20 protein-coding genes are annotated in these 21,584 nt (G+C 44.1%); 11 read left to right on the top strand and 9 right to left on the bottom strand.

Features of this window, described 5'->3' with window-relative positions:
* Nucleotides 1-34: 34 nt before the first annotated feature.
* Entirely contained in the window at nt 35-1,366 is a 1,332-nt protein-coding gene (locus B0I21_RS13275) for a RagB/SusD family nutrient uptake outer membrane protein (RefSeq protein WP_133640968.1), read from the top strand.
* 39 nt (nt 1,367-1,405) lie between these two features.
* On the opposite strand, the gene B0I21_RS13270 is transcribed toward B0I21_RS13275, so the two are convergent.
* Nucleotides 1,406-1,753 carry a hypothetical protein gene (locus B0I21_RS13270; protein ID WP_133640967.1) on the bottom strand — a complete coding sequence of 116 codons (348 nt, stop codon included), beginning with the start codon at nt 1,751-1,753 and terminating at the stop codon, nt 1,406-1,408.
* Nucleotides 1,754-2,112: 359 nt separating this feature from the next.
* Between B0I21_RS13270 and B0I21_RS13265 the strand changes: the two genes are divergently transcribed.
* A complete protein-coding gene (locus B0I21_RS13265; protein ID WP_166637851.1) occupies nt 2,113-2,625 on the top strand; it encodes a DinB family protein in 513 nt (170 codons plus the stop codon).
* On the opposite strand, the gene B0I21_RS13260 is transcribed toward B0I21_RS13265, so the two are convergent.
* Entirely contained in the window at nt 2,622-3,632 is a 1,011-nt protein-coding gene (locus B0I21_RS13260) for an AraC family transcriptional regulator (RefSeq protein WP_133640965.1), read from the bottom strand. The genes B0I21_RS13265 and B0I21_RS13260 overlap by 4 nt on opposite strands.
* 478 nt (nt 3,633-4,110) lie before the next feature.
* Between B0I21_RS13260 and B0I21_RS13255 the strand changes: the two genes are divergently transcribed.
* On the top strand, nt 4,111-5,256 hold the full coding sequence (locus B0I21_RS13255) for a hypothetical protein (RefSeq protein WP_133640964.1): 1,146 nt from the start codon (nt 4,111-4,113) through the stop codon (nt 5,254-5,256).
* Nucleotides 5,257-5,448: 192 nt separating this feature from the next.
* Nucleotides 5,449-6,936: a DUF5690 family protein gene (locus tag B0I21_RS13250; RefSeq protein ID WP_243836130.1), complete on the top strand. Its 1,488-nt coding sequence runs from the start codon at nt 5,449-5,451 to the stop codon at nt 6,934-6,936.
* 236 nt (nt 6,937-7,172) lie between these two features.
* Here B0I21_RS13250 and B0I21_RS13245 read toward each other — a convergent pair whose 3' ends face one another.
* Together B0I21_RS13245 and B0I21_RS13240 are read right to left on the bottom strand one after the other, a co-directional pair.
* Nucleotides 7,173-8,333 carry a TIGR03364 family FAD-dependent oxidoreductase gene (locus B0I21_RS13245; protein WP_133640963.1) on the bottom strand — a complete coding sequence of 387 codons (1,161 nt, stop codon included), beginning with the start codon at nt 8,331-8,333 and terminating at the stop codon, nt 7,173-7,175.
* Nucleotides 8,334-8,343: 10 nt separating this feature from the next.
* Nucleotides 8,344-9,033 carry a phosphonatase-like hydrolase gene (locus B0I21_RS13240; protein WP_208292342.1) on the bottom strand — a complete coding sequence of 230 codons (690 nt, stop codon included), beginning with the start codon at nt 9,031-9,033 and terminating at the stop codon, nt 8,344-8,346.
* Between the two features lie 325 nt (nt 9,034-9,358).
* On the opposite strand from B0I21_RS13240, the gene B0I21_RS13235 reads away from it, so the two are divergent.
* The 5 genes from B0I21_RS13235 to B0I21_RS13215 all read left to right on the top strand — a co-directional run bounded on the left by B0I21_RS13235 (nt 9,359) and on the right by B0I21_RS13215 (nt 15,230).
* Nucleotides 9,359-9,631, top strand: coding sequence for a hypothetical protein (locus B0I21_RS13235; protein ID WP_133640962.1), 273 nt, complete (start codon nt 9,359-9,361; stop codon nt 9,629-9,631).
* A gap of 141 nt (nt 9,632-9,772) precedes the next feature.
* Nucleotides 9,773-10,717 (top strand): homoserine O-acetyltransferase MetA, encoded by a 945-nt coding sequence (metA, locus tag B0I21_RS13230; protein WP_133640961.1) that lies wholly within the window; start codon nt 9,773-9,775, stop codon nt 10,715-10,717.
* 205 nt (nt 10,718-10,922) lie between these two features.
* Nucleotides 10,923-13,643, top strand: coding sequence for an outer membrane beta-barrel protein (locus B0I21_RS13225; protein ID WP_133640960.1), 2,721 nt, complete (start codon nt 10,923-10,925; stop codon nt 13,641-13,643).
* Nucleotides 13,644-13,650: 7 nt separating this feature from the next.
* Nucleotides 13,651-14,442, top strand: a complete 792-nt coding sequence (locus tag B0I21_RS13220) for a GLPGLI family protein (RefSeq protein ID WP_133640959.1) — start codon at nt 13,651-13,653, stop codon at nt 14,440-14,442.
* 143 nt (nt 14,443-14,585) lie between these two features.
* The gene (locus tag B0I21_RS13215; protein ID WP_133640958.1) at nt 14,586-15,230 is read left to right on the top strand and encodes a hypothetical protein; all 645 of its coding nucleotides are present in this window, start codon (nt 14,586-14,588) and stop codon (nt 15,228-15,230) included.
* A gap of 42 nt (nt 15,231-15,272) precedes the next feature.
* Here B0I21_RS13215 and B0I21_RS13210 read toward each other — a convergent pair whose 3' ends face one another.
* Nucleotides 15,273-16,394, bottom strand: a complete 1,122-nt coding sequence (locus tag B0I21_RS13210; RefSeq protein ID WP_133640957.1) for a Gfo/Idh/MocA family protein — start codon at nt 16,392-16,394, stop codon at nt 15,273-15,275.
* 122 nt (nt 16,395-16,516) lie between these two features.
* Entirely contained in the window at nt 16,517-16,723 is a 207-nt protein-coding gene (locus tag B0I21_RS13205) for a hypothetical protein (protein WP_133640956.1), read from the bottom strand.
* A gap of 761 nt (nt 16,724-17,484) precedes the next feature.
* On the opposite strand from B0I21_RS13205, the gene B0I21_RS13200 reads away from it, so the two are divergent.
* Entirely contained in the window at nt 17,485-18,552 is a 1,068-nt protein-coding gene (locus B0I21_RS13200; protein WP_166637850.1) for an AI-2E family transporter, read from the top strand.
* Between the two features lie 39 nt (nt 18,553-18,591).
* Here the strand turns inward: B0I21_RS13200 and B0I21_RS13195 are convergent, their stop codons facing one another.
* On the bottom strand, nt 18,592-18,849 hold the full coding sequence (locus B0I21_RS13195; protein ID WP_133640954.1) for a hypothetical protein: 258 nt from the start codon (nt 18,847-18,849) through the stop codon (nt 18,592-18,594).
* 175 nt (nt 18,850-19,024) lie between these two features.
* Nucleotides 19,025-19,561: a hypothetical protein gene (locus tag B0I21_RS13190; protein ID WP_133640953.1), complete on the bottom strand. Its 537-nt coding sequence runs from the start codon at nt 19,559-19,561 to the stop codon at nt 19,025-19,027.
* A 202-nt stretch (nt 19,562-19,763) separates the two neighbouring features.
* Here B0I21_RS13190 and B0I21_RS13185 point away from each other — a divergent pair, with 202 nt between their 5' ends.
* Complete coding sequence (locus tag B0I21_RS13185) at nt 19,764-20,222, top strand: hypothetical protein (RefSeq protein ID WP_133640952.1); 459 nt, start codon at nt 19,764-19,766, stop codon at nt 20,220-20,222.
* Nucleotides 20,223-20,266: 44 nt separating this feature from the next.
* Here B0I21_RS13185 and B0I21_RS13180 read toward each other — a convergent pair whose 3' ends face one another.
* Complete coding sequence (locus B0I21_RS13180; RefSeq protein ID WP_133640951.1) at nt 20,267-21,550, bottom strand: ATP-binding protein; 1,284 nt, start codon at nt 21,548-21,550, stop codon at nt 20,267-20,269.
* Between the last annotated feature and the right edge of the window lie 34 nt (nt 21,551-21,584).

The following is a 21,584-nucleotide window of genomic DNA, read 5'->3' as shown; positions in this document are numbered from 1 at the left end:
TTAACAAGGTGTTTAACAGCTTAAAAACATACATATGAACAATATACGAACTTATCTGGCGATATTGGGGCTCCTGTCGAGCTGCAGCAATTACCTGGATGTGAAGCCTGATGCTGGTTTGGCTACCATTGAACGGGCGTCGGAACTATATGCCCTATTGGATAATGAGTTTGTGATGCATGCACAGATTATCACGGGCGAGGATCTAGCAGATAACTACTATGTGCTGGATCAAACCTGGAATGCCTCCGGCTCAGAAATAGCGCGAAATAAATATATTTACAGCAGTACGGAGAATGATGAGGTTGGTTGGAGCTTGATTTATGAGGAGGTTTATTATACAAATGTTGTATTGGAAAGGGTGGAAGAGCTTCGCGAACGTTTAACGCCAGCGATATACAATGAGATCAAAGGCACTGCTCTGTTTTACCGGAGCCTGGCTTTTTTCGAGGCATTGACTATATTTTCTATGCCCTATCGGGTGGGGGAAAATGAAGACGCGTTGGGCATTCCATTACGCACGACAGCGGATGTAAACATTTCGTTTCCTCGGGCGGCAGTAGGAGCATGCTATCGCAAAATTTTTGAAGACCTAGCTATGTCTGTCGACCTGTTGCCTTCAACCACAGCTGTGCAGACACGACCATCAAAACGTGCGGCGAGGGCGCTGCAGGCGAGAGTAGCCTTTGATATTGCTGATTATGAACGAGCATTTGCGTTTGCCCAACTGGTATTACAGGAGGAAAGTACATTGTTAAATTTTGCAACGATAAACCATACTGCGGCGCTACCGTTTGATATGTATAATATCGAAGTGATTCACTATACGAACCGATTTAGTGAATTTCTAGCACCCCAACGTTCCATCGTAGACTCCGTGCTTTATGCATCTTACACCGATACGGATTACCGAAAGCGCTGCTACTTTCAATTTAATGCAGATGCGAATGCGATCTTTAAGGGAAGCTTCCTACAAGCGCGCAACACCCAGTTTACAGGTCTAAGTACGAGCGAAATGTATCTTACCTGCATAGAGTCTGCGCTGCGAACAAACCGGGAGGAAGCAGCTCGGCAATGGCTAGAACCTTACTTTCGGATGCGGTATATGCCTACAGGCATCCCAAATATGGCCATTTCTACGACGGAGCTTTTGGCGCTTGTACAAAGCGAGCGCAGGAAAGAATTGATCTATAGAAACCGCCGCTGGAGCGATATTCGAAGGCGTAATTTGGATGGGGAAAATATTGTGCTGCAACGCAGGCTCAATGGGCAGCTTTACCGCTTGGAACCCAATAGCTTGGGCTATGCGTTACCAATACCGCTAGAGGCGATTCGATATGGTGGCATTGAACAAAATATGCGGTAAATAGGAAGGGCCCGGTTTGGGCCCTCCGCTTAATAGGGACTAATTTTGTAGCTTAACGCTTTCAGAAGGTTGTCCATTTTGTATGGTGCTCAAAATGTGATTAACCAATGGGCTGCTTAGAACCGGTCTGTCGTTGCCATCGTTTGCTGCTGCTATCGAACAAAGTTCTGAGCCCCTGTTGCATCCGGGCTGCTCATCCGCTAGCTGATAATTATCAGGGTTTTCAATTTCTCCTAGGCTTTGATTTGGACCTGTGTAAATAAACCAATCTTGCGTTTGCGATGTCGTTGTTTCGACTTCTAAGGCTTTTACGGCGAAGAATAGACCAAAGACCAAGATACCGAAAAGTACGCTGGCGCGTAGCCAGCTCGTTTTTAATGTTGCCATAGCTCAATATGCACTTTGAGGTCAGTGCGAACTTTATGTGATACATTTTTTATTCATGTCTAGCGATGCGGTTCAGTGCGCAGCACATCAGCTACTAATTTGCTGTTTATGTTTTTTGGCGTTCGGCGCTTAGCGCCGGAACAGCGCGAACTTTTTTCTATGCTGTTTCATGATGCTTGTATGTATTTTGTATACGCCTAAATTCATCGGGTGTTGCGTAAAGGTAGGGCTCTGGTATGATGTGGAGCTGCTCAGATCGGAACCGCATTACGGATAGTTTACAAACGCAGTTTTTAGCTTTGCGATGGGGCAGCAAACAAAGCAACGACAGCATTGTTTTTGTCTTAAAAATAGTTGTTATGATGGAATATAAAACGGCGGAAGCTTTCGAAGAGGTAAGCGATGCATTTGTCGATATCATTAAAAATCTTGATGAAGAGGCGTTAAACACGAAGCCTGCGGATGGCGGCTGGTCGCCGGGCCAAATTGGCGATCATATCCGGAAATCATACGCTTCTGTCGATACCATGAACGGCAACAGCCGCGAAACTGAGCGCGCGCCTGATGCCCGCATTCCGCAAATCAAATCCATTTTTTTAAATTTTGATATCAAGATGGATGCACCGGAGGCTGTGCTGCCTACAGAGAAAAGGGTCGACAAGCAACGCCTGCTAGACGCGCTGGAGTTGCGCATTCGGCAAAGCATCGACGTGATCGATAGCCAAGATCTGGCACGTACGTGTACCGATTTTGAAATTCCAGAATACGGCCCCTTCACCCGTTTGGAATGGTTGTGGTTTAACATTTACCATACGCAGCGACACTTAAAGCAGCTTCGGAGCACGGTGGAGGCTTTGGAAACACCACATTAACGGGGTTTTTCCAGTTGCCGCGCACGGTAGCTGCTTGGGTTTTCCTGCATGTGCCTTTTGAAAAAATGATGAAATGCCTCTATAGAGCTGTAACCGCAGATATAGGCACAAGCCTTTACGCTATACCCATCCGCCAAGAGTGCTTTGCATTTTTCTAGCAACATGTGCTCTTTGAGTTTGTGCCCGCTATACCCATAATGCCTGCGGAGCAACTGTTGAATATACCTGCTGCTCCTTCCGAGCGCTGCAGCAAGCTGGCCTATGCGAACCTGTTGCCCATCCTCATTAACATAATGTTGCAAAAGGGTATAGGCTTCTTTTGCTAGACGCTCTTCATGTTGCAGGGTGCCTTGTTTTGCCGATATGGCCTCATGAGCAAATTGGATCAGGTCGATAACTTTGCTGAGGATATACTGATCGTTGCCGAGGCGGCGGGGGTGCAGCGCAACACATAGCCGGTTGACCAGATGCTCGCTGCGCATATCGATAACGTGGGGCGAGCTCGCTCGTGGAGCCGCTTCTTGGGTGCGATGAGCATGTACCAATGGCTGAATAAAATGATAAGGTGGCTCGTTTGCTTTCCGAAAAATTGTGGCCCGGAAAGCAAATGTAAAAAGTTGATTGTGGCCCGGACCCACCCGCAAGCCATAGTTTCCTTCTGGGAGGTAGAGAAAGCAGGCTTGTTTTGGCGTTAAGGCCATGCATTGCCCCGCCTTTTCCTCGGAAAAATCGATAGGCCCTTCCGCAGACAGCAGGTATAGCGCGTGTAGGTCTGGGCGTGCTGCAGAAAGGCTTACTATTAAAGAATCAGGTGTATCGATATCCAGCAGCTGTAAATAAGCATATTGTCCGTCAAATTCCTGTAAGACAGCTCGTCCCCCGTCCCCTAGCCAGTAGCTACACTTCGCATGTAGCATGCGCGTAGGCGGTACAAACAGCTCCTGCTTTGGGAATTCAGAAACTTGCCTGAAATGTACAGGTAGCAAATAATAAACGCTCTTTTCCATGATTTGCGTCGCTAGGTAATTATCTATACGGAATGTTAAGGATGGCCAATCCAAAAATTCGATTCTGTTAATACAATGGGACAGCCTTTTAGCGCGTTTCGATTGCTGATGATATGCTGCGCACCTATACCTTGTCGACTGACGATGGCGTTATCGTCAGTCCGCTTTTGGTAAAAGAATTATTTATCAACGACTTCCGCAAGCTAACTGCGTCCAAAAAATGGTCAATATGGTCTATTGTAAACAGGTTAGCCCTGCATAAAATGGTTATTCTGTAGATTCCTTGCACATTGTGGTAGTCACTATTACATCTTGATCCATCCCGTATGCATAGGGGTTTTGTTCGTTGTGGTGTTATTTTGTGCTTTCATTTATAGTATTTGTCGTTATTCGTTAATTTTTATATATTAGGGATGTAGAATATGAAAGGAATCGCTCAGATTCTGTCTAATAACCAAGCTTTAGGGGGGATTAACATATGAAATTTAGCCACGCGTTTTTATTTATTTTGGTGTTAGCACTGTTGATTAATATCACGGCTTGCGCCGGCACCGAGAAAGAGCCTCTTAGAAGCTTCCGTTTCTGGCTAGACATGCTGCTTACTACGGGCGCTTTTGTAGGATATGCACTCTGGATTTCCTACGCGAGAGTACATTTTTTAGCTGAACGAAAGGCAAAGCAGGAACGACTTATCGGACGACATACTGCCGTCTATTATTTTTTATTTGCTCTTGCGCCAGTCTACGTTATGCATCTCGCTATGGTCGCGGCGGTGGGCGAGTCGCTAGATCATGTTAAGGATAGGGTTTTACATGATCTGCTCTATTACATGCCAACTATTGTTGTGCTGACATTCCTTTATGCATTTACCCTTTGGCGCAAGCAAAAATTTGGTCTCCTCTACATCCCGCATGGGTCTATCGATTCCGATAGCGGTATTGGGAAACAGAAGCTTGATGAGGTTGTTTCGGAGGTAGGGCGCAGGGGGTTTAAACAAGTAAAGGCTGTAGTTTTACCGCCGCTGCTGAACACCGACGCAGAGGAATTCCCGAACGTACAGGATCTGCTGGCAAAACGTGAGGAGAAGCATGATGAACCGTTTGGCAGTAGGATAGCGCAAGGCTCGAACGCCGAAGAAACCGATAAGACACATCGCTCGCGTTTCGATGATGAAAGCTACCCCCAAAATCTTTATTATTTCCTGATCGAGAAGGGCGGGATACAGGGGGCCATGCAGGGGGCTGCACCTCGATTCTTAGATATTGTCTTTATTCATTCCGCATCCAGGTGGCGGTATGTTATTTTGCGAGACGGAGAGAGGCTTCAGGCTGATGCGGTGTTTAATCAGCTTAAGCAGCGTGGAATAGACAAATGGATGCTTAAAATTTCCGCCAACGTATATGTGAATATGCTTTTAGTTATTTACCCGCTAAAAAAGAATGCAACTCGGCTGGAGCTGCAGCCTGATGTGGTGGCCTCTTTGCTGGAAAAGCATAGCTTAGCAGATCAAAAGAAAATGCTGCGCATAGGGCGGGGCATGCCAAAAAATATTATAGAAAGATTTTTAATCACTGTTAAAACAATGGATCACAACGGATGGAATGATTTTATTCCGCTAAGTTAGGTCTTCATTCTATGGTCAATTGGATACTGAACACTGATGCTCGATCCCCGCACCGTTACGGGTTGAAAAGCTGGTTTAACGCATGGATTTAATAATTTGTTAACGCGAAATAGGATTATTTTTAATAAACTTTGTTTAGTATTGTTTAACTTTACTTGTTTCCGTATCGCCCATGTAGCATGAATCTGGGAAATGGATATGCATATGGATTTGGAATGTGCCTTTTGGAAATCGCAGCGCAAACTCCCGGCCTTGCTAGGTGAACGAAAGATGGCAAGACGCATCATCCAAATCTTTGGAGCATCTCACGTAAGAAAAATGGGTTGGCAGAAGCTGGTTTTGATCATATATTTACAAGAAAATAAGCTGCTCATGAAAGCGTTTGGTTCACGCAAGATCGATCTTGGCAAGGCGCCATATGTGGTACAGATGCTGTTGCTCGCTTTGGCGGCATTTGGCTGTTACACCAGCATGTATGCCTATCGAAAGGCTTTTACAGCGGCTATGTTCGCCGAGTTGCCTGTGCTCGGCATAGACTACAAAGTTTGGTTGGTGATCGCCCAAGTGATGGGTTACATGCTCAGCAAGTTTTATGGTATCAAATTTGTCGCTGAACTTGGCCAACGTAAGCGAGGGGTTAAGCTTCTTGTGCTAATAGGGTTGGCCTGGATAGCATTGCTAGGTTTTGCCGTTACGCCGGCGCCTTATAATATCCTATTTATGTTTATGAACGGTTTGCCCCTAGGGATGATTTGGGGGATCGTTTTTTCCTATTTGGAGGGGCGACGTGCCACGGAGTTCCTTGCTGCTGTGATGAGTGTAAGCCTCGTTTTTGCATCGGGCTTTGTAAAATCTTTAGCGCGCTTTTTAATGGAGCATTTGCGCGTTACGGAAAGTTGGATGCCCTTCGCTACGGGATTATTATTTGTTTTGCCACTCCTCCTCTTCACCACGATTTTAGAACGCGTGCCGCCGCCCGATGCAGAGGACAAAGCGCTGCGCACCGAGCGAAAGCCTATGACGCATACCGAGCGCATCAGCTTCTTAAAAAGCTTTTGGCCTGGGCTGGCAATCGTTGTGCTTATTTACCTCTTGTTTACCATGCTTCGTGATGTACGCGACAATTTTGAGGTGGAGATATGGGCTGATGTAGGGGTGACCGATGGAGGAATTTATTTCAGAACCGATACGTTCATCGCATTGTTGGTGTTGGCGCTAATGAGTTTGATGATCTGTGTAAAAGGGAATGTGCGCGCGTTTTCCTATATACATATGATGTTGTTTTTCGGCTGTATGCTTGCCGCCGGGGTTACCTATTGTTTTCAAAACCAACTGCTGGACAGTGTAACCTGGATGGTGTTGACCGGGCTAGGATTGTATATGGTTTACATTCCCTTCAATGCGATTTTTTTCGAACGCTTTCTAGCGGCCTTTAAAGTGAAGGGCAATATCGGCTTCTTAATGTATGTTGCCGATTCAGTGGGCTATTTAGGTAGCGTGTTTGTTTTGCTCGTTCGGGAGCTTGGTTTGTTTCAAGCGAGCTGGGGCAGCTTTTTTCAGATTATGGTTTTGTTCGGGGCAGGTATAGGCGCCATAGCGGTAGCCTTATCGGCCGTCTATTTCAGACAAAAATATAGACGGCACAGCGCCACAATGGGTGATATGGAATTCGCGAAGTGATATCGGTGGAGGCGAGTAACACGTTCTGGAGGTAGGTTTGGCGACAGTGGGTAGTTACGTATGGTGCGACAAAAAGGGTATTGCGAGGAGGGTGAAAGATGCTCCAGCATAGCTTTGCGGGCTATGTTGTAAACGTCTCTGTTATGCCCCCCGCAGTGGGCGCGCTAGCTCGACCTGTTGAGCCGATTTACGCGCCATTAGGTTTGCACATAATAAGAAAAACGGTTGCGCAACCTTTACCCATGAAGCAATTTTTTGATGCTGTGCTCAGCATAACCCGCGCTAGCCGTCATGCCTTTACCGCCAATACCTGTTCGTATATGGATGCGGCTGTCCAAGTCGTGTTCAACAATATGGTTTTTATGTTGCGCATAGAATCCTGCCCACGATGAAGCAATTTGCTGTTCCGAAACGGGGAGTATACGGTTTGCCTCCTTCATCATTAGGGCGTTAATAGCCGAATTGACACGATACCCCAATTCTTCCAAGCGGTTTCCGGCAGCATACTCGTGCGAATCTCCGATGATGATACTCCCATCCACGGCTTGCTTAAAAAGAATATGGATTCCCCATTTTTTCAACTCTTCATAATGTTCGGGCGTTTTCAAGTGATGGAAGGATGGTGCATAGGCTTCGAAACTTTCATATCGTCTGATGGTTAGTCCGGTCAGGATATTGCCGGGCAGCTGAACCTGTGGCAGCGGTTTGGTTTTAAGCATTTGCAATTTGCTTATTTCCAACCCGCTATCATCGAATAGATCACGGTAAAGCAGTTTAAACTCATAACCGTTACAGATCACAACTTGATCAGCCTCAAAGCGCAGGTTGTTTGTACAGGTCACGAAAACAGACTGCTGCGTACTTTCACAATGTAGCGCTGTATGATTATAGCGTAAGCGGTACGTCGGAAACTTTTCTTTCAGGTATACGTGCAAGCGCTGGATCATCAACTCGGGTTCTACGCTAAGTTCTTGGGGAAAAACAAGGGCTTCTTTCACATAGTCTGCTCGTAAATCCGGAAACTTCGCCAACACCTGCTCTTTGCTCCATACCTGATGGCTATAACCTACCTGGTTGTAATGCTGTGCAAGTTCATGCATCACCTGCAGCTCTTGATCATCTGACGCGATGTAGTAACTGCCGTTGTTGCGAACGGAAATGTCAAAATCACGCTGGATGTTGTTATAGATATCCAAGCCTCTTACGCCAAACCCAAACCAGCGGTCAGCCATGCCTGATGGCACCACTTGGCCAAAGTTGCGCACCGTAGAGCCCACCGGAAAATTATCTTTCTCCAAATGCAGAACCTTAAGCCCACGTAGAAGGGCATGGTAGGCGTGAAAGGTGCCTAATATGCCACCCCCAATAACAATAAGATCATATTTTGTCTCTGCCATAAGCTATGTGTTAGTCTAAAAGTGGTAGAATGTCCATCAAGTTATCCACGATATAATTCGGACTTGCTGATTGTAACTGTTCTTTCGTATGTGCGCCGGTGGTGATACCTATGTTCAGGCGGCATCCGGCATTTTGCCCTTCTTGGATATCGATTGCAGAATCGCCAACCTTTACTACCCGATCGCCCGATTGGATACCGAATCGTTGCATGGCATGTAAGATCATATCCGGATGAGGGCGATTCCTTGGCACATCGTCCGCCGTGACCAAAGCGTCAATATCTGCGCCAACTTTCCAGCCCAGCCTATCCATCAGTTTTTCCGCAGTTTTCTTGTTGTATCCGGTATTCAATACGATACGGATTCCTTTGCTAGTAAGCGCTTTAAAAAACGCTGCAGCATTCGCTTGCGGCGTTATGGGAGCTGATGCATACTTCTCTTCCAATAGGTCCAAAAAAAGCTGAAAGATTTCCGTTATACGCTGTGGCTCCAGATTTTTTTCTACCGTGCCGATGATACTTTCAATGGCCTGCCTTTTTTCTTTTCCGGCGCCATGCGTAAGCACGTGTGGCAACGTAAAATCGTAGCCGAACTGATTAATAGCTTGTCGCAACGTTTTGTAGACAAGATTGTCTTCATTGATCGTGGTGCCCGCCATATCGCAAACGACCATTTGAATTACCTGGCTTGCTCTTCCCATTTCTTTGTTTTTATAGTAACACAAATATATGAAATGTTTAGTATTTATAAATATAGATCAATCACTTGTCTGAAATTATAGTTGTTATTCGACTTAATAGGCAATTGTATTAGATATACTGCAGCGTAGTTAATGATTTGTTTACAAAAACTAAATCTTTGCATGCGCGTTGATATGTCGATTGATAGGCGCGTTGTTGAACACCGCAATCTACCGTCGACTTCTTAGCAAGTAATACAAAGACGCTATTTATCTTTTTTGCGTTTTGTTTGAACAATGCCAACCTTTCGCTCGTTCTTCTTGAGATAGACCAAAAAAGCAAAACATGGAAAAGAAATCGCAGACAGTATACACAGATTCAGGTGAAGAAATACTATTTCAGTACGAAATTGTAGAAAAAGATTCGGACAGTTTTGTTATCACAAACATTGATAAGGAAGGGGAGCATATTCCCGATATCCGGGTGGAGCGGCCTGCAGAAGCCGAGCACCCAACGTTTACGTCTACCGATGAAGAACGACCTATGTCTATCGTCGACGAAGAGAGCCCGACGATGAAATTTTGTCGGCTAGTATTAGCGGACGAGCTGGAAGATTAGGTCAAGAGGCGGTCACGCTTTTGCCTAGGGTCATCTTAGTCTCGTTTTTTTTCGTAATAGCTTTATAATGTCAGGTTTGTATGGCTACAATTGGTATATTCTTTTTAGATTTGCCTAAATCTACGAGAAAGAGAAGAAGATATGCCTGTCAAGATACCTAGCAACTTACCAGCCATCGAGCTTTTAAAGGAAGAAAATATATTCGTGATGTCGGATCTTCGCGCCAATGCGCAAGACATTCGCGCCATGCGGATGTTGATTTTAAATCTGATGCCTTTAAAGATTTCTACGGAGACCGACTTTGTGCGTTTGCTGTCGAACACGCCTCTGCAAGTAGAGGTGGAATTCTTGCGCTTAGATACCCACACGCCTAAAAATACGCCACAAGAGCACCTCGAAATGTTTTACAAGGGTTTTGGCGAGATTGAGAATAACTATTACGATGGCATGATCATTACGGGTGCACCCGTAGAGATGATGAAGTTTGAAGAGGTGAGTTATTGGGCCGAAATTACCCGGATTTTTGATTGGGCAAAAAGTCACGTAACGTCCACATTGTACATATGCTGGGCAGCACAAGCCGCGCTATACCATTTTCATGGTGTAGAGAAGGTACCACTTGATGAAAAACTTTTTGGGGTTTTCAAACATAACGCTACCGAAAAGAAAAACCCGCTGTTCCGCGGTTTTGATGATGAGTTTTACATTCCGCACAGTAGACATACGACGATACGCAAAGAAGATTTGCTGCGCAAGGATGCCGTTAGCATCCTGTCTGAATCCGAAGAAGCAGGGGTAGCTATTGTATCTTCCCGAGGTGGGCGTGAATTTTACCTGACAGGACATTCCGAATATGCACCACTAACGCTCCACGACGAGTATCAGCGAGATGTAGAAAAAGGCTTGGAGATTGATGTGCCGCACAATTACTATGCCGAGGACAACCCGCAAAATGCACCCGTGGTGCGTTGGACAGGACATGCCAACTTGCTGTTCAATAACTGGCTGAATTATTTCGTGTACCAAGAAACGCCATTTGATCTCACCGAGGTTGCACTGCTGGACGAGATTAAAATTAACGGATAAAATTTTTTTAAGAGATAACGCGCATTCGTGAGCTTTAATAGGTTGACGAATGCTTGCGTTATGGCGCGATGCTAAATACCAGCCCCTGTACAGCTCGCTTTGCATCATTTTTCATCTTTTTTTTAAAACCTGTAACATTCCTTTTATTTCATCGACATATACCCGTATCTAGTGTATATTATAAAATAATTGAATGTTTACCTTTATGAAGAGACATCTTGTCTTTTTGCTCTTGAGCGTGCTAAGTTGTTCGCTCCATGCGCAAAGTAAATTGTCGGGAAAAGTCACCGATGTGATGGACAACCAAAAACTAACTAACGCATCGTTGATGCTGATTACCGCGAAGGACTCGATCCTCGTCGATTTTACCTATTCGGACGAGAGCGGTTCGTTTTCCTTGGCGCAGCCAGATACCGGAACGTATCTGCTGATTGCCAGCTACCCAAAGTATGGAGATTTCTATACCGAAATTCTACCAAAAGCAAGTTATCAGAATCTCGCCATCGGTTTAACGAGCACGGCGCAGCTGCTGGAGGAAGTTGTGGTAACGGGGCGTATCCCGATCAAGATTAATGGCGACACGACGGAATATGATGCCGGAAGTTTTACCGTGGAGAAAAATGCGAAAGTGGAAGATCTATTGAAAGTGCTGCCCGGCATCACTGTTGACGCCGCAGGGAATATCACGGCGCAAGGTAAAACGGTGAAGCGTGTACTGGTTGATGGTGAAGAGTTCTTTGGGGACGACCCCACCTTAGTAACGCGCAATCTACGATCGGATATGGTGGATAAAGTGCAGGTTTATGAAAAGAAGTCAGAGCAGGCTGAACGGACCGGCGTCGATGATGGGCAGCGTGAGCAAACCATCAATGTAAAGCTAAAAGAAGATGCCAAAAACGGATTGTTTGGTAAAGCATTGCTTGGCGGTGGAACGGACGAGTTTTACATGGGCCAGCTGATGATCAACAAATTTAAAGGCAGCCAAAAAATATCGGCCTATAGCCTTTTCGGAAATAACGCAACAACAAGCTTAGGCCGCGAAGATGCAGAAAAATTTGGGGGCGATAGTGGCGTTTCTTACGGCGATGATGGGAGTACCTGGTTCACCAACGTGCAAGATCCTTTTTCCGGGCAGGGCGTGGTGGGTATACCCAATGCGATCAATACAGGAGTAACCTACTCGGACCGATTCAAAGAGGATAAGCACAAAGTAAACCTAAACTATAAATACGGGCGTATCAGCAGTAATGGTAATGAGGAAACGATTATGAGCGGGATCATCAACAATAACATGTCCAAAAATGTGAATACTGAAAATGATCAACACCGGGTGAACCTAAAATACGATCTGAATCTGGATTCCCTAAACAGCTTAACCATAGCCGGGAATGCAACGAAGAAAAACCTTTGGACGGTTAATGACCTACGATCACAACAACTAGATCCGAACATGCAACCTATTATTACCAATAATAGTCAAGAAATGACGGAAGCCGACGTGAGTTCATTCCGTGTAAACGCCTTGTACACCCATAAATTTATGAAAAAAGGTCGGTCTTTCACGTTTAATGGGCAAGTGAGCCGCGATGAGAATAATGGCGGTGGCACGCTGTATAGCCGCGTGGAAAACGGTTTTACCAATACAGATTCCATCACCGATCAAGTGAAAAATAGATTGCAAACATCCGAAAATCAGCGTGCATCGATAACGTATACAGAACCCCTTTCGAAGGTGTTTAATCTTTCTGTTGGTGGTGGTATCGAGCGGAATAAAAATGCTTCTCTGGTCGAATCTTTCAATAAATCGGCCAATGGCGAGTATACTGATTTAGATGAGCGATTCAGTAACAATTACAATTTTGATCGCTTGAGCAGTAACTATAAAGTGGCATTGAACTATACGACGGATAAATTTCGAGCTAACTTTAGCAATAGCCTCAATAATGATAAACTGAACCAGTTTAACGTGCGTACGCAGGACGAGCTTTCGAGAACCTTTTTCACGTACAACCCGTCTTTGAATGGTAGCTACTCCTTTACAAAAAGTAAGGTGTTATGGTTTAATTATAATGGACGAAATCAGTTGCCTTCGTTGAGCCAGATTCAACCTATACTGGACAACAGCGATCCACTGAATCAGTACGTGGGGAATGAGGAACTCAAACCATCATTTAGCAACTCTTTCAATGCTGGGTATAATACCTTCAAATTGCTTACAGGAAGTTATTTCTATGTAGGTGGTAATGTGGTTTTCCAGAAGGATCCTATCTCACAGAATATCGATACCCTTCGAGGCGTCAACTTCTACGAGTGGAATAATATCGATGGAAAGACAAACATCAACGCGAGCGGTTGGGCAGGACATTACTTTAAGCTGGATAAAGATCTAGGCTTAGGCAATTCGCCACAATTGTCCTTGAACTGGAATCAAAACTACAATTTTTTCAACGGTGCCCTTAACCAGGTAAACACCACGAATTTTAATTTTACCTACAACATCATCCGGGATACAAAGACCGGTTTGAACTTTAATGTGAACCTAAGTCCGCAATACCGATTAATGAAGTCGAGCTTGCAGACAGACATCAACAGCAATGGTTTTGTTTTCGGGTCTGATGGTAGTGTGGAATATTTCTTTACGAAAACCTTAAAAGTGTATGCCAACTACAATTATACCTATGAGGCGCCCACAGAGGCGTTCAACCAGAAGTTTGAACAGTTTCTGATCCATCCGGGCGTCAGCAAGAAGTTTTTGAAGAATGAGTCTTTGGTCGTGGATTTCATGATCAACGATGTGTTGAACCAGAATCGCGGGTTCAGTCGTTCGGCGGTAAACTCGGTGTTCACACAAAGAAGGTTCGATACCATTCGACGCTACTATATGCTGAAGGTATCTTGGGATTTTGCAAAAATGTTTGTTAACTAGATTCATTATGAAATTTAAACTATATATATGCTCCTTCGTCGCCTTGTTTGCCATGCATACCGTAAAGGCGCAATACACCATGTTTTCGAAGTCGGGGACGATAACCTACGACAAGACAATGTACATGAAAAACATCGTAAACAAACAGTTTATCGATAAGGCTGATGAGCGATCGCGCGCGCAATTTCAAAACATGCTGCCTAAGATTCCGCAGCAAGTTGTTCTGAAAAAGACCCTTAAATTTAATGACACGGAAACGCTTTTCGAACCGCAAAAGGTAGAGCTCGATCAGATGACGCAACAGCTCATTATGATGTTTGCCTTAGATTTTGATGCAGTAACGCTATCTAACCTGAAAACGAGGGAGTATAAGCGCTACAACGACCTGATGGGTGAAAAGGTCATTATTCAAGACACGGTAAAGAAAGTGAAATGGCGGATAACAAATGAGTATAGAGAGATAGCCGGGTATTCTTGCCGACGTGCCAATGGCATCACACCAGACTCGGTGTATGTCGTGGCTTATTATAATACCGAGATGCCGGTAAGTGGCGGACCGGAATCTATTAGCGGCCTGCCCGGCATGATTTTAGGCTTGGTGGTTCCTAGCCAGCACGTATCTTATTTTGCGAGTAAAGTAGAGTTAAGCACCAATGTGCCCATTGACAAAAAAGTCTTTGATACCAAAAAGGTGAAAGTCATGACGAGACAACAAATGATAGATCAGTTTTCCAGCACCCTGAAGGACTGGTTGAATAAAGAGACGGTAGACTATATCATGAAGCTAGGTACACTTTAAGCTCGGAATATAGCTGGAGCTAGCGAAATACACGTTTGCTGTACTAAATGCGAAATGCACCATTCGAGAAACGGGATGGTGCATTTTTTATGACTTTCTTAAACCTTTAAAGTATATTGCCTATCCAATGTAGTAAAGAAAATATGAAAAAGATAGCCATCCTTACGCTCTTCCTATTGTATGCATGCTGCACATTTTCGCAGCAGGCAGCCATCCAGCGCGACATGTTCGGGGACTTAAATTACCAATCAAGAGATGGCGACTACCAGTCTACCTTCAAAAAAAATGTTTTTGATGACCTTATCTTTACCGACAATAGAAACAACAAGGTAACGCTGGAAAAAAAGTATTTAATCGCGACCTATCCCGGGATACTGGGGAACGAAAACATGAAGCGCGAGCTTTTTAATGAATTGATTCGGGAGAATCGACGCAGTGAAGGCTATGTCGCGAAATACAGCATTGATATATTTAATAAACTGATTATCGAAGATAATAAAGGGTACAAGCTGGAAAAAGGAAAGGACATCTTTGGTCATGATCAGATTGCTGAAGAGGTCGATGGTGTCAAAAGCAGCTTTAACAAAACGTTAAACGGTACGCTGGAATACACGTACGGAAACGACAAAGCTTCCTTGAAGAAAGATATCTTTAAAAAATACCTATACAGCGACAGTTTTGGTAACGAGTTGCAATTCAATGAAAAGACTTGGCGCACGTTAACACGTCGCTATGAAAGCGATGAAGAAGCGTTCATGTCGTTGATTGATCATTTTTTTTATCGATAGCGCACACTGTCCTGCGTATGGTTAGTGGACACGCGCCGCCTTCTAACCCAGATCTAAGGTTTGGCGTTTACCCGTGCGGCATGATTCGTATATCGCTTCAATAATTTTTAAATCTTGCACACCAACCATACCGTCTACCGGCAGATGGGGCTCGGTACCATCTAAGATGATCGATGCCATGGCATCCATTTGGGTAGTTTGATGAATCGTGTGCGGCTTCCCAATGTCACCTTTATTCGTACGTCCTTTAATTGGCCCATATCCGGTGGAGGGCCACATCTCTGCAAAACCTTTATCCCCGCTCAAGAAAAATCGATCCAAATGGCTGATGTTGTAGGATGACAGGCAGGATGCTACTGCTCCGCTAGGAAAGCCCATATTGAATTGAATCGTTTCATCTACACCTTCTTTAAATTTAACAGGATCTGTTTTGGTTTCCTGCGCAGAAACCCATACCGGCTCTTCGCCCACCATGTAGCGTGCACCATTAATAGCGTATATGCCGATGTCCATCATCGAGCCACCGCCAGCCAACGCTTTGTTCAGTCGCCACTGTGATGGATCGCCGGCGACAAAGCCCGTTTGCCCCTGGAAAAACTTTATTTTCCCCAGCTCGCCTTTTTCTCGTAGCCGAACCACTTCCAGCGTGTTGGGTTCAAAACGCATCCGATAACCGATCAAAAGCTTCACGTTGGCTTTCGCACAGGCGTCAACCATTTCTTGACCTTCTTTTGCCGATATGGCCAACGGCTTCTCACAGATGACATGTTTGCCGGCTGCCGCCACCCGAATCACTTGATCGTGGTGCAAGGCATTGGGCGTGATCACATACACGGCATCAATTTCTGGATTGTCTTTGATGGCATCGAAGGTGTCATAGTTATAGTGCGACTTTTCGGGAACATCATATTTTTTACCCCACTCCTTAAGTTTAGCGGGCGTGCCGCTAATCAGACCCGTAATCTTCGCGCGTTTGCAAGATTGCATGGCTTCTGCAACCCGCTGAGCATAGCCGCCGAGCCCCATTAACGCTACACGAAGCACAGGGCCATCTTTCTGCCCCAAATACGCCGCAGCTTGCGTCGTAGAAAAGCTCGATAGCATAGGTAGTACCGTTGCCGAAAGGGCAAACTTCTGGATGAAATTTCGTCTTGAAGGGTTCATATGTTTCTAATTACAGGAGTAAAGCAGTCGGTTAGATGCTGAAGAACGTATGTTGTCATTTGGATACGATAAAAAAGGCAGTAAGCGAAAGCTTCACTGCCTTTTTTATCTAAACGGACCGTTTATAGTACGCTCGGATTGTGATCGCGAATAGGATCATCATGTTTTCTTGAAGAATCTGACGCAGGCTCTGGCGTTGGTGGAATGTAGTCAATTCCTTTTCCGTCTTTATCATGCTTTTGATCTTCCTTCTTTTGTTCGTTAGACTTGTCCTTCTCTTTGTCAGAATAGATGGTTTTGTCGTCTATGTTCTTTCCTTGATTGTTCATAGTCTTGAATTTTAATGTGTTATTAGTACTTCTATCTATTGAACAACTTATAGGAAGATTCCGTTTTTTTTATTTTCAGGTTTTTCGGCTTTATGTGATCATGGTAGTCCTCACAAATGCCCAAGCATTCCAAAAAAAATAGTGAAAAAAATTCTCACTACTGTTTTTGTGGAGTGGGCAAAACTAACTTTGTATTAAAATTAGAGATATGATCGTTTTGCATATACTATATAGCCTTATTGTAGGAATTAATGTAATCCAGTTCTATCTATTCGTAACGAAAAGATTGCGGAGGAAATCGATGCGTCAATTACAAAAAAGCCAGTGATGTGTTTTACAGGAATGTTGACTTGTAGTTAAAATGATAGATAATCCCTGCTTCAACTGCTGAAGTGGGGTATTGCTTTTTAAAAAGTGTCGCGGCTTTGAAACACTCCTTTTTAAAATTTTTGGAACCCTTTATTCTTCCTGTTATAATTCCCTTGCGGTAATTAAGATGACTGTTATATAATTGGATTTGTTTGAATTTAAAGGGAAAACTTTGAAATGACAACTGAAGAAACACCAAACGGTATAAAAAAACGGAACCCTCCACAACCGGGCGGCGTGAAGGGTTACCAAACCAATTATTAACCTATCCACATCACGGCAATTTGTATGCCAAAAATGACATTTTTGCGATAATTTTGCTTTATAAACTTTTCTGAAGGATCATTGTTCACCGTAGATACAGGATACACGCTCAATTAATACAAATTAAATTGAATATAGACAAAACCCCAGAATCTCCAAGAAATGGTTTTACGGCCAAAGTTTGGACCGCGGTTGCCATCGCGGCATCCGTCATCGTTGTGCTTTTATTGCTTTGGAAGGCGGTAAACGTGCTATTGTTGACCCTAGCAGGCGCAATTTTATCGGTTTATTTTCACGGATTGGCCGGATTGCTTAGAAGGCGCTTGTCGGTTCCCCAAAAATTTTCCCTGTCGTTGGCTGTAGGGATCACTGTACTATTTTTAGGAGGACTGTTCTTTTTGGTAGGCGCAAGGATTGCAGAAGAGGCCACATCCTTTGCGGAGCAGCTTCCGAAATTGCTAGACGATGCTTCGGCTTATGTACAGCAAAACAAAGAAATAAAGTCGATCGTTGAGGAAGTGAAGTCTACACAGACGATGGAAAAAGTGACGCCCTACCTGACAAAATTTTTCAATAGCTCGTTTGGATTTTTGGGTGATATTTACGTCGTTATATTTATTGGGGTGTTTTTTACGGCAAGTCCAGTGCAGTATAAGAAAGGTATGGTTAAGCTATTGCCGGCCGCCGCTAGGAGGGAAGGAAGCGAAATCATCGAGCTAATCAGCGGGAATTTAAAAGCCTGGTTAAAGGGAATGCTTTTTTCGATGTTGGTTGTTTTCGTGTTGACAGCTATTGGACTGGTATGCCTTGGCGTCAATCTCTGGTTGATATTAGCTATTATTGCTGGACTACTAAGCTTTATTCCCAATTTCGGCCCTGTTATCGCGATCATTCCTGCGGCGCTAGTTGCGTTATCCCAGTCGCCGGAAACCGCCCTTTGGGTGATACTGCTTTATTGCTTAGTGCAGCTTGTGGAAAGTAGTTTTATTATGCCACTGGTACAGCAAAAGCTAATTGAGACACCTCCGGCGTTGCTCATTATCACGCAAGTATTTATGGGCGTGTGGTTAGGAGGGTGGGGTGTTGTGCTCGCAACGCCAATATTGGTTATTGTGATGGTTATGGTCGATAATCTCTATATTAAAAAACAGGATAGGAAAGAGAAAAGTGAGCAGGATAGCCTACACGTTGGTTAGGCCTAACCAGTTGATAAACCTATCGCCGGATATAAATTCTTATATCCGGTAGCGTAAACTTATACAGTTCCATACCGCTCTTGCGAAGTGTTGCTCTGTTTCGATCCCGTCGACCTGCCAGTTTCCAAAGTCATCTTTGCGTAGCGTCTTGGGCATACCGTCCATTAGGATTTTGATTTCTTTTGTGTCTTTCGTAATTTCTGTTTTAAGCAGTCTCACGATAAAGTCCGCATTTTCGAGATGTATACGAAAACGCAAGCCGCGATAAGGGTCATTTACCAGTGTTTGGAATTCCATAATATTGTTAAAAAGAAGTATATCCTGTAGTTATTGTTGAAATTATTTCCGGTAACAATTCTTCTTTCGCACGCTACACATCTCTGTCATCTTGATCCGGCATAAGGAGGACAATCCACGCGCTTATTCGTTTTCAGTCGTAGCAAAAAAAGCTGCCTATTTAGGCAGCGCAAGATTATGGTGTTAGCTTTACGCCGTCAACGACAAGTTCTTTGCAAACAAATGAGAAAGCAACGCTGCCGGGTTTACCATTGTACCCATATGAAGACACTTGATCGGAGTAGCCACTCAAGAGGGCTTCAGCGAATTGTATCGTTTTCACTTGTGACTGGTTGTAGGCATCGGTAACGATAATTGATCCTTTCAACGTCCCTTTATGTTGAGCCAATATTTCCATCGCTTCTTTGCTAACCGAAGCGGCATCTGCACTCAAGTAAATTTCCCGTGGAATCTGCGGAACAGTATTCGTTCCGACCGAGGTTTTCTGCGTTTTCGTGCTGTCTAAACTAGCGTAGGCTTCTTGTCTGGAAAAACTTATGGAGGAGGAGTTCAATAGCGTTTTCGCCGTTTTGTTGCCGGCCTCTATACGGAGTTCGATCTTGAACCGTTGCTCGTCCATCTGAGCGTAGCTTTTCTGCGCTGCGCTGAGCGAAAAAATAAGAAGCAGGCCGAAAATTGTGCGCTGTAATCGTGTTGTTTGGCTGTTTAACATGGTGATGTAGTTTTAGTTAGTTGTGGGCAAAAGACATGCCAAGCACGTGGCGTCGCTGGGTAAACGAAACGTAGTTTCGCCTGTTCTATTAACAAGTGGATAAACGTGTAAGATATGGATTTTAGCTATAGCTTTTACGCCGCTGAAGCGTTCGCGCGTTTAACCATCTTATTAAAAAATACAGACAAAAAAGTAACAAAACATGGAACTCATCAAGCGATTGGATAGGTACAATTTACATTATGGATTTTTGGAAGATTCCGCAGATTTTAGTTTTGAATTGCATCCCGAACGCATTATCATTCGCAATGACGCGCTTCGCAACAATGATCGAACACTTTATGAAGGCTATATAAACAATAAATTTGCAAGCCATTATACCGAAGCGATGCAGTCTTTTGACGCTTCGCTCGCAAATTTAGTGCAGTTAACCAAGTCAGAGGCAGCCTCGCTACTGGAAAGTCACGGTGTTAATCTCTTGCAGAGTGATATATCGATCAAAGAGGAAGATGCAATATTTACTGCTTTAGTTGTTCCTCCGGCGGAGTTACCACTGCAAGATGAAGATACCAAAGAGAAGCTAATCCAAAACAAGGCTTTGCCCTATACCGTTTTGGATAGACCCTATATCTGGCTTGACTTAAGCTTGTTGGATAAGTAAATGGCGCGTCATCCATTCAGGGTGATACTACGAGCTGCAGAATGTTACTTTGGTTCGTCCTGAAGGATTTGACTTATATTCTCCCGCTCGAACTCACCGAGTGGGAGCGTCTGCTCGATAACGGATAAAATCGATTGACGTTTATCGGTTTGAAGCAACAAGTCAATAAAACCGATGTAGGCTTTAAGATAGTCATCTTTCATGGTTGTAAAGACTTTTGGTTCAGCAATACAGAGCTCACGTAGAATATTTAATATGATGTTTTTACGTTTTTGATCAGCTGAGGAGTTATCGAAATCGGGCAAAATTTTCTTTTTGTTGATGCCCTGTAATATATTTTCGGATACATGCTCTCGGACGTATTTTTTTTGCTTTCGCTCCAAGAGATTGCGCAGCTCAAGCATAAGTTTTTTAAACACTACATGCTGCTGCAACGGGGAAAACAGGTTTTCGTCTTTACTCATGGCCATTGATTCCTGACCATAGGCGTTAAAGAAAGATGATTCTACATAAACACTGTGGTGAAATTGAATAGCGTTGTTGTTGAAGCTCGTCAGCTCTTTCGCTACCTCGATTTTCTCGCTGTTCAGAAAATAATAGTAATAACGGTCGCCTATATTTTCTTTCCAATAAATGAAATTGACCTGAAAAGTATAGGGATGGTCAAATTCATCCGTTATTGTCCAGGCTACAGTCTCGTTTTCTGCGATAAGATGATTGTAGTGCAGAGCGACACCATTTAACGTGATCTGGAAGCCTTGATCCTTATTTAAAAATAAAAACCAACCAAATTCCTGAGCAAGGAAATCCAAAAAGTCAGCAGCATCGAGATTTCGTTCCGTTAAGCCGAAGATACCATCAAGTTGCACCGACGTACCCGTGCCTGTTGGAGGGGCATCAACTAAAAAAGAATCTTCGTAGGTTTCTTTCTGATCTCGGTCAATAAGGATTTCGTATTCACGCAGGTTTCCATCAGCAGCTCGGTAGCGCGTTTTCCATGTAGCACGTGTGGCAAATAAGGAGAAGGAAAATCTGCCTTTTCCTTTTCGGCCACGGATGTAAGAGCTGCGCTTTAAGGTGCTGCGTTTCATGGAATCCAAAAAATTTCCAAAAGATTGCTGCAGGGTGCTGTGGTTAATTCCTTCGCCGTCGTCTTCGAAGCTTAGGCTATGCAGATACCCCAATTCGTTGCTTACATAACGAATATCAACTCGGCTTGCTTTCGCATCAAAACCGTTCCAAATATACTCTGCAATAGCATGCTTATAATCTTTGGGCAATCCAGCCGATTCGATACTAGCATTGGTAATATTGGTGTTGTTTTTCATGGTGTGCTCCGTATAAAGACGAAGTTAATGAAAT

It is taken from the genome of Sphingobacterium paludis (assembly GCF_004364125.1).
Taxonomy (GTDB): domain Bacteria; phylum Bacteroidota; class Bacteroidia; order Sphingobacteriales; family Sphingobacteriaceae; genus Sphingobacterium; species Sphingobacterium paludis.
The sequence above is the reverse complement of the archived record's forward strand: the minus strand, read 5'-3'. Positions and strand labels throughout refer to the sequence as shown.

Coding starts and splice junctions, on each gene's coding strand:
- B0I21_RS13265 (WP_166637851.1), top strand. CDS start 2,113: ATGATGGAATATAAAACGGCGGAAGCTTTCGAAGAGGTAAGCGATGCA.
- B0I21_RS13275 (WP_133640968.1), top strand. CDS start 35: ATGAACAATATACGAACTTATCTGGCGATATTGGGGCTCCTGTCGAGC.
- metA (WP_133640961.1), top strand. CDS start 9,773: ATGCCTGTCAAGATACCTAGCAACTTACCAGCCATCGAGCTTTTAAAG.
- B0I21_RS13210 (WP_133640957.1), bottom strand. CDS start 16,394: ATGAACCCTTCAAGACGAAATTTCATCCAGAAGTTTGCCCTTTCGGCA.
- B0I21_RS13220 (WP_133640959.1), top strand. CDS start 13,651: ATGAAATTTAAACTATATATATGCTCCTTCGTCGCCTTGTTTGCCATG.
- B0I21_RS13185 (WP_133640952.1), top strand. CDS start 19,764: ATGGAACTCATCAAGCGATTGGATAGGTACAATTTACATTATGGATTT.
- B0I21_RS13250 (WP_243836130.1), top strand. CDS start 5,449: ATGGATATGCATATGGATTTGGAATGTGCCTTTTGGAAATCGCAGCGC.
- B0I21_RS13245 (WP_133640963.1), bottom strand. CDS start 8,333: ATGGCAGAGACAAAATATGATCTTATTGTTATTGGGGGTGGCATATTA.
- B0I21_RS13240 (WP_208292342.1), bottom strand. CDS start 9,033: ATGGGAAGAGCAAGCCAGGTAATTCAAATGGTCGTTTGCGATATGGCG.
- B0I21_RS13205 (WP_133640956.1), bottom strand. CDS start 16,723: ATGAACAATCAAGGAAAGAACATAGACGACAAAACCATCTATTCTGAC.
- B0I21_RS13260 (WP_133640965.1), bottom strand. CDS start 3,632: ATGGAAAAGAGCGTTTATTATTTGCTACCTGTACATTTCAGGCAAGTT.
- B0I21_RS13195 (WP_133640954.1), bottom strand. CDS start 18,849: ATGGAATTCCAAACACTGGTAAATGACCCTTATCGCGGCTTGCGTTTT.
- B0I21_RS13225 (WP_133640960.1), top strand. CDS start 10,923: ATGAAGAGACATCTTGTCTTTTTGCTCTTGAGCGTGCTAAGTTGTTCG.
- B0I21_RS13180 (WP_133640951.1), bottom strand. CDS start 21,550: ATGAAAAACAACACCAATATTACCAATGCTAGTATCGAATCGGCTGGA.
- B0I21_RS13255 (WP_133640964.1), top strand. CDS start 4,111: ATGAAATTTAGCCACGCGTTTTTATTTATTTTGGTGTTAGCACTGTTG.
- B0I21_RS13270 (WP_133640967.1), bottom strand. CDS start 1,753: ATGGCAACATTAAAAACGAGCTGGCTACGCGCCAGCGTACTTTTCGGT.
- B0I21_RS13215 (WP_133640958.1), top strand. CDS start 14,586: ATGAAAAAGATAGCCATCCTTACGCTCTTCCTATTGTATGCATGCTGC.
- B0I21_RS13190 (WP_133640953.1), bottom strand. CDS start 19,561: ATGTTAAACAGCCAAACAACACGATTACAGCGCACAATTTTCGGCCTG.
- B0I21_RS13235 (WP_133640962.1), top strand. CDS start 9,359: ATGGAAAAGAAATCGCAGACAGTATACACAGATTCAGGTGAAGAAATA.